This is a genomic window from Modestobacter sp. NPDC049651, from assembly GCF_040659695.1.
GTDB lineage: Bacteria > Actinomycetota > Actinomycetes > Mycobacteriales > Geodermatophilaceae > Modestobacter.
The window spans coordinates 619,564-633,920 of sequence record NZ_JBFAOG010000001.1; the positions used below are offsets into that span (position 1 = coordinate 619,564).

Consider the following 14,357-nt stretch of genomic DNA (forward strand, 5'->3'; position numbering starts at 1 on the left):
GCCGCCGCGCGTGTCAGGAGCCCGTGTCGACGGCGCCGGTGCGGTTGGGCACCAGCTCGACCCAGGTGTTGCCGGGTGCCAGCGTCACCTCATCGCCGTCCGCGCCGGTCAGGGTCACCGGGTCATCGACGTCGTCCTTGGACCAGGTGGCCGCGACCGTGTGGCCGCCGGAGGCGACGAGCGCATCACCGCCACCCTTTAGAACGGTCTCCGGGACCGGGTTGCCGGCCGGGTCGCGCGCCTGGGTGGTGACGACGTCGACGCGCAGGACGACGACGTTGGCGGCGGTGAGCTGGCTGCCGCTGGCCTCGACGGCGGGCGTGCTGCCTTCGGCGCGCAGCCAGCGCCCGACCTTAGCGTTCCAGGTCCAGTGCGGGTGCCCGACGCCGGACATCGTGAGCGCCAGGGTGCCGGTCGGCTGTCCTCCGGCGACGGCGGTGGGCTGATGGCCGGCCCGCGGGTACGCGAACTGGGCGGCGGGCGCAGCTCGGTGCGCGTCGTCCGCCTGGCCGACGAGGGTCTCCGGCGTCGCGTAGACGTTGTGCGGCGCGCGGCGAGTCGACGTGCGGTGGAAGCCGTCGGTGCCGGAGCTCTGGGTGAGCACCTGGAGGCCGGCGTTCCCGGCGGCGTCGACGTAGGTCGGGACGCCACCGGAGAAGGCGAGCAGTCCGTGCAGCGGCGCGGCGATCGCCGGGTCCATCGGCCGGATGGAGCGCACCGGGCCGATCTCAGGCGGAAGGTTGGAGTGGTAGACGGCGACGAACCGGGTGATGCCGCCCTCGACGACCTGCTCCCACACCATGTCGGCGGCGTTCAGCCCGGTCTGCGGGCGGGCGTCGATTGAGTTCTCGATTTTCACGGCGAGCGCCGGACGGTCCGCGCCCGCCCCGGCCGGGACGCCGGTCAACGGCCAGCTGGGGCTGGCGGGGCCGCCGGCGATCGAATCGAGGAACGGCAGCGCGGACAGGTCCCGCCCCGTTGCCTGCCACCCGACCACCACGGCCGCCACCAGGACGACGAGCAGGACCGCCCGTCGGCCGCGTCGGGACCTCGCCTTCCGACGGGCCTTGGCCGACTTCCGCTTCCTCGCCGGAAAGCCCTTCCGGGCTCCCGGGCCCATGGCGGGTCCGGAACGGCGCCGAGGCGCGGTGGACCTGGGCACGTCAGGACTTCCTGTCTCGGCGAGGCATCCCTACTCGTATCGGCACGACGCGAGGGCGAGGGAACCACGGCGTCGCGGTGACGAGCACAACCGACCGCGATCGCCGTCCGCCGACGGGAAACCTCAGCGCCTCCCGTACAGCTGCGCCGGCTTGCCGACGGTCCCCTCACATGCGCGGCCGAGCACCTCGACCAGGTGCGGCAGCATCGTGTGGCGAACGGTGTCGGCCGAGTGCGGCGGCCAGCCCAGCATCGCCTCGGGCACCTGGCCGAGGCCACGCACGATGAACGGCGCGTCGTTAGGACCGTCAGGCTCCGGGCACTCGCCGAACGCAGCCCCTAGCACCCGCTCGCCCTTCCAGCGCACGAGCAGCACGCTCAGCGGACGCCGCGGGCCAGTGAGTGCACCGCGGTGTCGACCGCGAGCGACGGCCGGCAGTGGATCACAGCGAGACGAGCTCGATCGTGATCACTGACATCGGGCGAGCCAGCCGACGCGCCAGACGTGCATCAGCAACCTCCAGTCAAGCGGTGAGACCTGGCGCCTCGTCACTGAGCGTCGCGGAGCTCATCTAGGAGGCCCTCCAGCAGGCCTTTCACATGCCGGCCGCCAAGGACGAGCTGGCGATCGAGCAGGCGGTTCGACGTCTCGCAAGAAGTTTCGCTGATGAGGGTGCAGCCGTGGCAGGCGGAAAGGTTGAGCTGTCCACTCCCCTGTCGGTCACTCTCGATGCAGACAGGGTCGTTGGAACACACGTCTGCATCGACGAGGGCGGCCGCAAGCAAGGGGATGAGCGCAGCGGGCGCGCCGAGCCTTACGAGCCCCCCAAGCGTGCCTTGAGCGTCGCTGGCGGCGGTATAGATCAGGATGCCCGCCGTGCGATCCGCACGGTCCGTCTGTGCGTAGATCCGCTCCTGCAGCGATGCCGACGAATATCCGCTGGCGAAGGCCAGCCGTCGGATGAGCAGGTGCGCGATTGTGTGCAATGCGACGTAGCGCGGCTCAGGGACATCCAGCCGCTCCGCCCAGGGCAACCCCTCGCGGCGCCGACGGAGGATGTCCGCGCGGGCTACCACAGCGTCCTGCTGCTCCCACCCCCGCAGGAGCTCTTCATTGAAGCGAAGAAAGATGCCCTCTCCGAACATCTCGATAGCCGGGTAGACAGGCCTGCGCCGTCGATCCACCCCCAGGTCGGGGCCGATGAAGTCGGCGTCCGTGTTCCATCTTTGAAATCGGCGCAGGGCCCGCACCTCGCGTACGCGTCGGACCTGACCGACCGACACCAGGCTGTCGGTGAGAGCGACCGGCCACCCCTGACGGGCTTCAACGGGGATGCCGTCAACCACGAAGTCGCCGCCGCTTCGGTCCCGGCCAGCGTCCAGCTTCTTCAGGAAGGCCGCCCACTCCCCGTCCTTGAGATCGAGGAGAGGGGTGTCCGTCGCCTCCTGCTCCCCCCCGGCGGCGAGGTCGAGGACGACCTCCTTGGACGTGGCGAGCTCGTCGGCGATCCAACTCGCGACCATCTCGGATTGCGGGCCCCCGTTGTCAGCGACGACCTTCTCGAAGTACACGTGCGCCTTGATCTTGTCGAGCAGTTCCAGCGATGCTGGTCGCTCCTCGGGGATGTCCAAAGCAGACAGGCGCTCGGCGATGTAATTGCTGGTCGCACCACGTTGCGCCGCCGCCAGCTTGTGGTCGCACGGCGCTGCTTGACCTGCGTCTTCCCAAGGCTGCGTACCGGTGCAGCGGATGCCGTCCCGCGACAGCGCGTCCTTCAGCACGAGTTCGGACAGCGGGCGGGAGCGCTTGCAGGCAGTGCAGGAGACACGGAGTGCCGCGAGGCCCTCACCCTGCTTCGAGGAGCGAACGAAGCTCAACTCCTTGAAGGCCCGGCAGTGCCGAACAGTGTCGGTGACGCCGTGGTCCGCCCCCCGGTGCGCCCACATGAACCACGGGATGTCCTGGATGTGGCTGCCCTTGGTACAGACGGCCACGTAACGCATGGGCACGAGCGCCCCGCCGCAGCCGCAGGTGTTGCTCCAGCGTCCCTTGCTCTTCCCCGTCAATTGCGACAACTTGTTGCAGCGCTCGCAGAAGCGCCAGGCCGGAAAGCGCCAGTAGGTCAGCCCTCTCGTGTCCTTGCCCGACCGTCCCGCATGAGCGGGTGGCTGACGCAGTTCGCCGCCACCCAGGCGCAGGGACAGCCGCTCGCAATGAATCTCCGGCGCATGCTGCCGGTGCCACCAGGACGTGTCCGGTGCCATCAGGGACTCGCCACGCACATCGACGATGGCGCCGACGCCGAAGGGCGAGATCACCTCGGACAGGCGCAGGTCATGCTTGATCGGTTCCACTGGGCCTCTCCTCGAACGGTTCCTGCACCTCGACGGCGACGTTCGGGTCCACGGACCGCATGGAGTCCGCCACCAGCCAGCCCTCTCCCGACTGGCCGAACCTTTTCAGCAGACCCAGGTCGTCGCCCGGACGGCGGTCGTAGACCAGTCCGACCTCGGCTTCTCGCGCTTGTGCCGCGCGGCGATCCCAGTCCCGCATCAGCCGCCAAACATGCTCTCCGGTCTCGTCGTACTCGTCCGGATCCGAGGCGCCGACCTGTCGCAACAGGCCGTCCACCAACTTCGCCACGGTTCTCTTGAGGTGATCATCCTCGAGGTCGAACCGAACGGCTGCGGCATTCGGCGCCAGCTCGTTCAGAGACTGCCGAAGGAGCGCCACCACGGCTCCTGCCAGTGAGCGGTCGCGGGATGCCAGCGACCAGGGGGTGACGCTGGTCGGCTCCACACCGCGGTACAGGGCGTCGTGATAACCGCGGAAGGTCTCGAAGTGCGACCTGTCGCGGGCACGGTTGGACCTGAAGAGCGTTGCGACCACACCGCGTGTGTCGCCCCGACCGACACGGCTCGTCGCTTGGATGTACTCGGCTGTCGTCTTGGGCTGACCCACCATGAGCATTAACGCCAGTCGAGGCACGTCGATGCCGACCGACAGCATGTTCGACGACAGCACGACGTCGACCGCCTGATCCGTCTCGTCCACACTGCGGCCGAGTTCCCGCAGGTCGTTGGGCAGCTCCTCAGGTCCGCGACGACTGGTCAGCTCGAGAACACGGTCAGCTCGGACACGGCGGAGGTCCAGTGAGAGGCGTTCGGAACGAGGCTCGAGCCTCCCGTTCACGTCGTCCACGACCAGCGTCCCCGTGCGGCCGAGCTCACGCAGACTGTTGTGGTACATCACCGCAGTCCAATAGGCGTCGCGCGGCGTTTCCGGCGATGCCACCTTCAGGACCTGGGGAACCTCGAGCAAGGGCGTAGCTGCTGCCACGACGGCGGAGGCCTGTGAGACCGACTGCGGCATCAGACCCACGTAGAGGCGTCCCTCGCCACTCTCTACCGGTCGGGAGAAGAACGTACGGTCCTCGTCCAACCCGGCAGGCGGATAGAGCGCGACCTGTCGTCCGTACAGCCCGCGCACTTGTTCGGCGGCTGCGCGGATGGTGGCGGTGGAGGCGACGATCTTGGGGCGACCACCGGATCGCCCGAGCAGAACCTGTATGACCGCGTCGAAGACGGCGACGGTCGTGCCGAGTGGCCCCGACAGAAGATGGAGCTCGTCCTGGATGACGAGCGACGGCTGCCTGAAGGTCGTGCCGATGCCCAGCAGCCGGCCCGCTTCGGGTTTGAACTGCAGACGCGCGAACTTGTCAACGGTCGCGAGGAGGATGGTGGGCGGCTGCTCGTAGAGCACCTCGTCGACGACCTGGACCGGCAGCTCCTCGTGGAACTCGCAGTGCACGTTGGTGCAGTGGATCACCAGGTCCTTTCCGTCGAGTCGGAACCCGTACGCCCGCGGGTCGAGGGACTTCTGTCGCGGCACTTGCGCGGTTCCGCACCACGGGCACGCCTCGACCTGGAACTGGTTCGCCTGCTCCGGATGTGCCGCCTTGCGCAGTCGGTCGAGCGCGCCTTTGGCCGCGCTCCTAGTTCCGGGGGTGACGTCGTTACCGACCCACAACCCGATGGAGAAGGGGCTCATGCCTCGAACACGGTCGTCGCCGTGCTGGCCCTGCCGTCGCATCAACTCCATGGCACACACGAGCGAGGAGGCTCGCTGGAACTGCTGCGCAGTGAGGAGCCGAAGAGTGTACCTCGTCAGTACAGCTGTACCGCCGCCTTTGGCGCCGTCCGCCAGGCGTCGCCGGAAGATTTCGACCGCGGCCAAGGCGAGGTAGGCCTCTGTCTTTCCGCCACCCGTCGGGAACCAGATGAGGTCGACGAGCTCCCGATCGCCGTGTCGCTCGTCGAGCGTCGAGGCCAGCGCGACGAGCAGGAAACCGAGTTGGAAGGGGCGCCATTGTGGCTCCGTCACCGGCTTCTGCCGATCTCCGCGTGCGACGGGGGCCTGGCGCATTTGCAGCCGCATGGCAGTCATGCCGAGTGCGAAGGCTGTACGGACTTCCGGCTCTTCACGCAGGAGGTCGACGCCCGCGCGCATGCGCCCAGCAGACGTGCGACAACGCTCGACGATCGCGTGTGCAGTGGCAGCCGATCGCTCGAAGCCCGCGACACGGCCCTCCTGTTCCCGCACCCAGATCTCGAAGGCCCCAACGAAGGCTTCCAGGCTCGGCAGTACCTGTTCCGGCCGGTAATCGATCATCGCCAGGTGCGCCAGTTCCAGTGCTTGCGCCTCCGCAGTGCCGGCCCGGAATCCGGTGGTCTCGACCGCCGGGACGATGAAGGAGGGCACGGGATCCAATGAGACGCCGGAACAGACGCCGTCCTGCACCAGCCAGTCGGCCGCCATGCCATGTCCGACGGCGAACACCTTGCGCGCCCGGTACCGGAGGCGGATCTCACGCGCCTCGGCGTCCATATCCAGACCTCGCAGAGTGTCGTACTCGTGGATCCGTCCGCCATCTGCTGGCCTGACCGCAAGGGCCACCTGGAACAACATCGAAGGGATGTCGAGGCGATCGTCGCCTGTCGACTTCGCCAGTACACGAGCGTGCACGGTCACCAGATATCTGCCGCCGGCGAAGTTCCGCCAGCGGGAACCTACTTCCACGGGCACGTCACCCGCCATGACGTCGCGCTTGGGTGCTGCACGCGACACCGTCAGGCTTTCAGAGGCGAAGGGCCGCCGCTGCCACCGCCGAGGCCCGTCGTCGTCGAGCAAGGCGTAGGTGCCGCCGGAGAAACTGACCTGGACCGAGTCCGCATCGGTCAGGAAAGAGACGGCAACCGACGAGGGCCTCCAATCCTCCGCCAGCGGCACGCCTGCGTCTGCCTCCTCCAGCTCGCCCGGGAGGACATCGGCCAGCACGTCGGGGTCTGCGCCACCAGCGGTGGCGTCTGCCCCGGCCGTCGCATCAGCCGGGAAGAGCATGCCCACCGCGTACTGCCTGTTGGGCAGGTTCGTAAGGCACTCCGTCGGGCCACCGTCCGGGCCGATCCAGCTGGCTCGCAGGTGCTCGAGGACTTCGTGCTGAGCCGGGGTGAGCGTCACTTGAGTCCCTTCAGCAGGCGCTTGAGTCGCTCCTTGTCCGCTGGCGAGCAGACGAGGTGAAGTGAGACGCGGGCGCGCGTCACCGCCACGTAGAAGCCGGCCGTGCCGATGTCGTCGAACTCGCCCGGGAGGTCGCAGACCACCACGTGGTCGGCTTCTAGGCCTTTCACAAAGCGGGGGGAAGTTGTGGCGAAGCCGCGCGGGCTACGGGTAGGTGGCTCATCAGACGCCACCCGGATGATCAGCACGTTGCCGCGGCGAGCACCGTCGCTGACGAGTTGCTCGGCCAGGGCCTCGGCATCCGTGAAGTTCTTGTCGCCGGGCACTTCGTGCCAGACGACTCGCTCTCCGTGGACGATGCCCGGGTCGCCGACGTCGGCCCCTAGGTAGGTCTGCACCACGTGCACCATGGCGCGCGTGTTCCGCACGTTCGTGTCGAGGTCGACAGGAACGGCCTCTGCGCCCACGAGTGCGTGGACGTCACGGTCGAACGTGCCGTCCACATGGGCCTGGTTGTTGTGATCGAGGAACATTCGCCAGCGGCCACCGGCGCGACCACCCTCCAGCACCGTGTCAAGGCGGTCCATGTCCGGCGCGTTCATGAGATCTTGCGCCTCGTCCACCAGGACCACGTCCCATCGCCTGTCGCTCGGAAGCGCCTCGAACGGGACGACGTCGACGCGTCGGTCACTCAGGTGCGTCTCGAAGAACTGACTCAAGTGGGGTGAGCGGAAGGTCACGAGTACCCGGCGACCCTGATCCGCCTCCTGCTTCGCGGCCTCCGCGAGGACCAATGACTTTCCGGTGCCCGCACCCCCTTGCACGAGCAGCCGTGGACTACGGGCGAGGGCTGCCAAGACCTTGCACTGCCCCTCGGTTGCACGGCTTTGCTCCTCGAGGACGGCGCCGCGCTGCGCGTCGAGCACCGGCAGGCGAGTGAATTCGCCGAAGAGCCGCACGCGGAGTTCGGAGATCCTTGCGGCCCGGGTCGAGTGCGACGGCTTCCGAGCTGCCTCCGCGACGGCATCGAGGCATGCGCGGACGCCCGCGACCGTCATCTCGTCCTTGGCCCACCAGTGCGTGGAGGACCACTCGACCGAGTTCTGCGGCCGTTCGATGTCCGGCGTCACAACGACTGCTTCGTGCGGGAACCACCCGACCCCCTCCTCCTTGAGGATGTCCCGCAACGCGAAGGCGGCAGTGCGGGCCTGGTCCATCGGGGAGCTCCGTAACCGGTGCCAGTCGCCCCGCCTGTCCACCGAATACCAGACACCCTCGTGCTTGCGGACACCGCCGCCCTTGACCTCGACGACGATGACCACACCCCGCCACAGGAGGACGAAGTCGGCTTCCGCTTGCTGCTTGTACTCGTGGGAACGAAGTTTCACCGAGTGGAAGGCGACGGCGTCGTTGTCACCCTCCAGGTCCCGAAGTAGCCGGGCCAGGCGCCGTTCAGCATCACTGGTAGCCGTCTTCTCGATCGTGGCCAGGTCCGGGACGAGGATCACTCGCCGCCCTCATGCCACTCGTGCTCGTACTCGCGATATCCGAGCAAGTCATCGACCTCACCGAACTTGTCTGCCATGTCGACGATGAGGCACTTGGGCTTGCCGCCGTTCTCAGGGCCTCGAAGGCCACGGCCGGCCATCTGGATGTATGCGCTGGGACTGAATGTGGGACGCGCGATGTACAAAGCCCGTACACCGGGTGCATCGAAGCCCTGGATGAGCAGGTCGCAGTTGGTCAGAACCCGCACCTTTCCCTGCTTGAAGTTCTCGATGTGGTCGCGCCGCTCCTGGCGACCGGTCTGCCCGCTGACGGCCGCTGCCGCCCGCCCCCGATAGCGCAATGTCGCTGCCAGCACCTGAGCCGAGAGCACGCTGGGTGTGAAGACTAAAATGGGCCAGGACTCGTCTTGGCTCATGATGTGATCCACCAGGACGGCCATACGCTGCTGGTCCTGCCCGATCCGGTCGAGCACCGTGGAGCTGACGCGACGCTGGCTCCGGGCCTCACGAAGTTCATCCGGTTCGAGCGTCACCTGCACACCGTCGAGCACCTGATGCTCGACGCGGGCCAGGATTCCCAGGCTGGCCAGCTGTGGGTAAGGGTTGCCGTCGAAGGCACTCAGCTTCTTGTTGCCGAAGCGAGCGACGAGCGATTTGGTCCCGCTCGAGCCGCTCTTGAACGGCGTGGCCGAAAGACCCACCAACGGGCGCTCCCACTGGCGACCGGCGACCCCGAGCCACTCGAACAGCCGCGTGTACATCCGCGACTCTCCCGCGCGGTGCCCCTCGTCCACGATCACAGCGGCGGGACTTTGGAGCCACGCGTACTCAGGGTTCCCGAGGACCTGGAGCAACTGTGCGTCCGTGGCGACGATGACACTGAATTCGGTGTCCGGCTCGTGGACCACCCTCGAGTCCCAGAGCCGGCCGACGGTCAGCGGACGCTCATCACCGAGTCCGCGCCAGATATAACTCCAGGTCTGCACGGCCTGCTCGCACAGTTCCTGTGACTGAGCGATCCAGAGGACCGGCCCCCTGAGCTCGCCGCTGATGAAGAGGCGCAAGACCGTCTCGCAGGCCACACGCGTCTTACCGGCGCCAGTGGGCAACTCCACCATCGCCTTGCCCCGCCTACCGGTTGCGTCCAGGCTCGTGAGGACCTCGCCCAGCTGTCGGCGGATGTCCTCCTGGAACCTGTGAAGCGGGTTTAGCCGCACTGCTCCCGGCACGACAAACTCGTCCTCCTGCCGCTCGTTGCGTCGTCCGGCAAACTCGCCGCCGAAACCCATCTTCCGGAGCCAGGAGATCGTCGTGGCGCTACCCGCCCACTGTGTCGGGACGTCGGAGAAGCCCTCCTGTCGGAACTGGTCCGCGAGCTGCTTGACGGCGTCGGATCCGTAGACGGTCAGGAAAAGCTCCGATACCGAGGTCCTGTCGTCGACGAGACCTTGCATCTCGAGCGCCTGCCACAGGCCCTTGGGCAGCGCATCGCGGAGGTCGTCAGGCCCGAAGTAGACGTCCAGGCGGTCCGCATCGGTCGGCGCAGCCTTCGCTTCCTCGCGCAGTTCTGCATGGTGCCTGTCCAGGCCCGCCTGGAGGACACTGGAGATATCGGCCTGGTTGAGGCCCAGGTCGAATGCCTGCGACGCAATCTCCAGCAGTCGCCTATCGTCCATCCGCCGGTCGACCACGAGCTCGACGCCGTCCAGAAACCAATGCAGGGATTGGTCCTCGACGCCCTCCTCGGTCGTCACCCGCTTCGCTATGCGACTGGCGCGGGACAGTGTGCTGTTGAACAGCCGGTCCTCGTAGCGGGTGTTGCGCAGGCCGGTGAACACGTCGAGCAGGGGTTCCGGGGCGAGCTGACCCTCGATCTGCATGGAGAACGCAAAGCTGTCTTCGAAGCGACGACAACCGACCTGGGCGACGAGCCGGTCGGCGTCCTCCTCGGAAGCCTGGAGATGCGGACGATCCTTCGACGTCAGGTAGGCAGCCTGCTCCTCGGACACAGCCACGAAGACCGTGTTGGGCGGCCTGGACTCCACGGTCCTTCTAATGCGGGCCGGGATCCGCGGCGGCTTGCGGCCGGCGAACGCGACCTCCGCCGCAGCGAGTGCGAACTCGACCAGAACCGCATCGGAAAGGGTAGGCGGAAACAGGTCCGCCTCGATTGCTTGCTCGAATACGTGCGCGGGCACGGCGTCGAGGTCACGCGGCAGATCGAGCCGCTCCGCCAGAGCCAAAGACCCCTTGAACAGCGGGAGCAGGCCGTCGTAGCGCACCATCGAGGGCGCCACGGCGTCTGCTGGTGGCTTACGCCCTCGCGAGGTCGGGACAAGACCCGCGCGATCGATGGCCCATTGGACGGGCGAGGGGACCTCGTGGTCGCGATTGGTCGCGAGATCCTCGCCGATCCACTGGTGATCACGGAGCGCGAGGAGGCCGAGAGTCCAGGTCTCGCGCAGGGCCTCGGCGGCTCCAGCCTGCTCCAGCATGAGCAACATCGAGAACGGGCCCGGGCCCGATGTCCGCGAGAACTCGATGTTCTCTAAGGCCCGCTCCCCCGGCCCCAGTTGACGATTCAGCGTGTCGAGCACCCAGGCGCGGTACTGCTCGAACGCCGGTTCGTCGTCGAGTCGGTAGTCGCTCTGGGGCTCGCGCACGACCCCCAGTTCGTTGGCGACGTCGGGCTGGCAACGGCTGCGGTCGAGCATCCGTGCGTCGAACTGAGACCCGACGAGCCCTTCCACGTCGAAAACAAGAGAAGGTGCCGCCCAGCCGCCGTTCCTGGTCGGCACGCGCACCTTCGCGGCCTGCGCCCGCAGGGTCTCGACAGCCGCACGGGTCGGGAGATCCAGTGTCGCGTCCCACAGCTTCGTGAGCGCCTCGTCGTCGTCCTCGTCCGATAGTCGGGCGAGCCTCGCGTTGAGGATCGCTTGGGCATCGAGCCCGCGGAAGCCTGCACGAGTCAACTGAGCACGCACGCCGGCCTGCGCAAGGAACCCGGGATCGACGAAGACGGCCCCCTCGACCTCGAGGTCATCTTCATTGGCCAGGAAGACAACGTCCTTGTCAGCGAGCGAGCGCAGGCCGTCAGAGGTGGGAATGACACGAGCCTTGTCAGCCTCGAACTTGCCGTGCAGGTCGAACGCGACCCTGAACGCATTGGCCGCGGACACCGGGTCGCTGCCCTGGGCCCATTCCCTCAGCCAGCTGAGAAGTCCGCGTTTGGGCGCCGTCTCGAGCGCCTTCCGCAGGTCACGGTCACCGGCGTCGAATTTCTCGTCCAGGTTGGCCAGGGTGACGAGATCGCGCAGACGGGCGATGCGGGTCGGCGTGGCGTAGCAGCGAAAGTGAGGGACGTCCGATCCGGTGTTCGGCGACTGGCACCAGGCCCGGTGTACGTCCTCGCGCACGGTCATCTCGAAGTCGAGGGGGCGCAGGTCACGCGGATGCGTCAGTGTTCCGTTGGCGTCGGGCACCAAGGTCCGTTCCGCTGCCAGGCGAGGGATGTTGTGGGTGAGGTGCTCGTCGCCGAAGCCCCGGAGCTCGCGGCCACGAGCCGGCATGTAGTCCAGATGTCCTGCCGGGTCCTCTGGCGTGGACAGCCGCGGCAGCAGGTCTACGAAGATCTCCGACAGCGTCCTGAGAATCTCCTGGTTGTAGCCGTTCGACAGCATGGTCGTCCGGTCGTCGTTGACGCTCCAGGGCGCGTTGAAGAGACCGGAGGCAGTCGTTTGGTCCTGCAGCGGGAAGTACGACCAGAACTGACCGACCGTCCGATTGCCGAGGCTTCGCGGCAGCGCGACGGTCACCTTCACCTGCTGTCGGGAGACGGCCTCCCCGACCTGCTTGCGGGCCTCAGCCGACGGGGAATGCATCCGACCCTCGACCAGCCATTCGTCGCCCGAGCCGTCGGGTCGCTCGATCTTGAAGTTCCCGGCTCCGAGGTCCCTCGAGACGTGGCTCGTCGTGAACGCCCCCTCGCCGAGGACTCGCAGTCGTACTTCGCGTACGGCGCCGACGAAGAGCAGGAACTCGGAACGAAACTCCTGAATTTCCTTCTCGAGCCGCTTGATGTCGGTCACCCGCGGGAGCTTGACAACCGTCGACGCCCACGTAGCCAGTTCCGCGAGAACCGGGTCGCGATCAAATTCAGCCACAGCATCGATGAGGGTTGCGGTCCGTAGTACGGGCAGGCGCCGAGCCGCTGGCGCTATACGACGGAGAGCAGCGGTGGCTTCTGGTGAGTTGAACTCGAAGGAGACCGAGCGACTGAAGACCTGCGGAGCGTCGGTGACCGCGAGGACCGACTTGAATCCCAGACCGAATCTACCGATCTCATCTCCGCGTTTGCCACTGAGGTACGCCATCGTGACAGCGGTGATGCCCGACTTCGAGAACGGCCGGCCAGAGTTCGCGCAGTACAAGGTGGATGTACGCGCGTCCAGAACGATCTCAACCCGAGCTTCGTCAGCAGTGTCGCCAGTGCCTGCTAGAGCGTCGGCAGCGTTTTGAACGAGCTCAAGAAGGGTCCGGTGTGCGTAGCCGCCAGTCCTGATGGACTCTTCATGATTGGCCTGCTCCTCGATCAGTCGAGGCTGCTTTTCGCATGCGGCGATCTGAGCGTTGAACTGGTTCTGAACTTCCTCGACCAGCGCAGTATCCGGCCGCCACAAGTTTCTACTCACTGACATCGAGACCTCAGCGCCCATCTGCAATGCCCTTGCAACTTGCCGTTCCAAGCATTGACAACGAATCCTCCTGGCACCAGCTGCTTGGGACTGTCGTCCTCATCACAGAGGGACACTAAGGGCAGGGGCGCGTGTTGGGGGGACGCATCGCTCAATCGGGGCGTCGCCATCCGTGGGGCCGCTGCGCCTGACCAGACTCGAACTTCCTAGCGGTATCACCGACCGCCGCAACCGACGTGAAGGGGTTGGGGCCCGAACCGTCCTCGCCAGGCAGCACGGCGACACCTTGTTCCACATGACTGCATCAGCGGGCACCCTTCAAGCGGCCTGCCACGCTGAAGGCCACTGCCCGGGCCAACGGAGGCGGGACCGCGTTACCGATCTGGCGGGCGATCTCCGCCTTTGTGCCGCACCACAGGTGGCGCTCATCGAAGCCCTGGACGACCGCGGCTTCGGCGTGGGTGAGTGCGCGGTTGATCTGCTCACCGCCGTTCTCCCACTGCGGATGGAGAAAGCGGCCCTTCTCTGGCTTGAAGAACTCCGTGCGGATGGTCACGGCGGGCTGATCCCACTGGAGCCGCCCCAGGACGTCGCCAGCTCCCTTCGTGTGCCTCCGCCAACAGGCGTACTGGAGCTCCTCGGGTAACTGGAAGCGACTCTGCCCTGGCTGGATGTGCGCGTAGCGGATCAGGGACGTGAGGTCGTGGTTCCGGGTGATGTGCAGGTCCCGCAGCTTGAACGCGCCAGGCACTGCGTCACCCTGGAAGTCGATCGAACTCTCGGGGAGCCACTCCTCCCGGACGGCCGGCTCGAGGACAACAGGTCCCTCGAGGAATGCCTCGCGGAGGCTGACCCACCGGGCCCGCGCCTCCCCTGGCACCTTGGCGTGGGTGGGCAAAGGTTCGGCGACCGGACCGATCCGCGAGCCGACGATGATCGTGCGGATGCGCTTCTGAGGGGCGCCGAAGTCGGCCGCGTTCAGCCGGAACACCTGCGTCTGAAAATCGGCGAGTTCCCCTCCCTCGCCGGCTGCCGCGCGCAGCAGCTGGAATTCTGGTGTCTTGGCGAACCGGTCGACGTTCTCGAAGACGAACATCCGGGCGCGCGACTCGCGCACGATCCGGACGAACTCCCGCCACAGCTGGTTGCGCACATCTGCGGGATCGCGTTTACCGAGCGCCGAGAAGCCCTGACACGGTGGCCCTCCGATGACCAGATCGACAGGGGGTACCTCCGTGTAGCCCGCGATGTCGCCCGCGTACGTGTGCCGCCCGGTCGGATCGAAGTTGGCCGCATAGGTCGCAGCCGCCGCACGATCCAACTCGACGGCCCCGACGCTCTGAAAGCTGCCTTGGTCGACGAACCCGCGAGTGAGTCCGCCGCAGCCGGCGAACAAATCGAGCATGGTGAAACCGGTCCCCCGCACTGCCTCACGCTAGCCGGCGGCACTGACAACGGTCGGCACCGACTCGC

At 67.0% G+C, this 14,357-nt stretch carries 7 protein-coding genes; all 7 read right to left on the reverse strand.

Annotated elements, in window-relative coordinates:
* Window positions 1–13: 13 nt before the first annotated feature.
* Window positions 14–1,009 carry a DUF3048 domain-containing protein gene (locus tag AB0J00_RS03065; protein ID WP_357739957.1) on the reverse strand — a complete coding sequence of 332 codons (996 nt, stop codon included), beginning with the start codon at window positions 1,007–1,009 and terminating at the stop codon, window positions 14–16.
* A 276-nt stretch (window positions 1,010–1,285) separates the two neighbouring features.
* Window positions 1,286–1,537, reverse strand: coding sequence for a hypothetical protein (locus tag AB0J00_RS03070; RefSeq protein ID WP_357739960.1), 252 nt, complete (start codon window positions 1,535–1,537; stop codon window positions 1,286–1,288).
* A gap of 173 nt (window positions 1,538–1,710) precedes the next feature.
* Window positions 1,711–3,516, reverse strand: coding sequence for a DUF1998 domain-containing protein (locus AB0J00_RS03075; RefSeq protein WP_357739963.1), 1,806 nt, complete (start codon window positions 3,514–3,516; stop codon window positions 1,711–1,713).
* Window positions 3,497–6,682 carry a helicase-related protein gene (locus tag AB0J00_RS03080; RefSeq protein WP_357739966.1) on the reverse strand — a complete coding sequence of 1,062 codons (3,186 nt, stop codon included), beginning with the start codon at window positions 6,680–6,682 and terminating at the stop codon, window positions 3,497–3,499. The genes AB0J00_RS03075 and AB0J00_RS03080 overlap by 20 nt, the downstream gene beginning before the upstream one ends.
* The gene (locus tag AB0J00_RS03085) at window positions 6,679–8,190 is read right to left on the reverse strand and encodes an NERD domain-containing protein/DEAD/DEAH box helicase (RefSeq protein ID WP_357739969.1); all 1,512 of its coding nucleotides are present in this window, start codon (window positions 8,188–8,190) and stop codon (window positions 6,679–6,681) included. The genes AB0J00_RS03080 and AB0J00_RS03085 overlap by 4 nt, the downstream gene beginning before the upstream one ends.
* Window positions 8,187–12,905 carry a helicase-related protein gene (locus AB0J00_RS03090; RefSeq protein WP_357739972.1) on the reverse strand — a complete coding sequence of 1,573 codons (4,719 nt, stop codon included), beginning with the start codon at window positions 12,903–12,905 and terminating at the stop codon, window positions 8,187–8,189. The genes AB0J00_RS03085 and AB0J00_RS03090 overlap by 4 nt, the downstream gene beginning before the upstream one ends.
* A gap of 283 nt (window positions 12,906–13,188) precedes the next feature.
* On the reverse strand, window positions 13,189–14,310 hold the full coding sequence (locus tag AB0J00_RS03095; RefSeq protein ID WP_357739975.1) for a DNA cytosine methyltransferase: 1,122 nt from the start codon (window positions 14,308–14,310) through the stop codon (window positions 13,189–13,191).
* Between the last annotated feature and the right edge of the window lie 47 nt (window positions 14,311–14,357).

Coding starts and splice junctions, on each gene's coding strand:
- AB0J00_RS03090 (WP_357739972.1), bottom strand. CDS start 12,905: ATGGGCGCTGAGGTCTCGATGTCAGTGAGTAGAAACTTGTGGCGGCCG.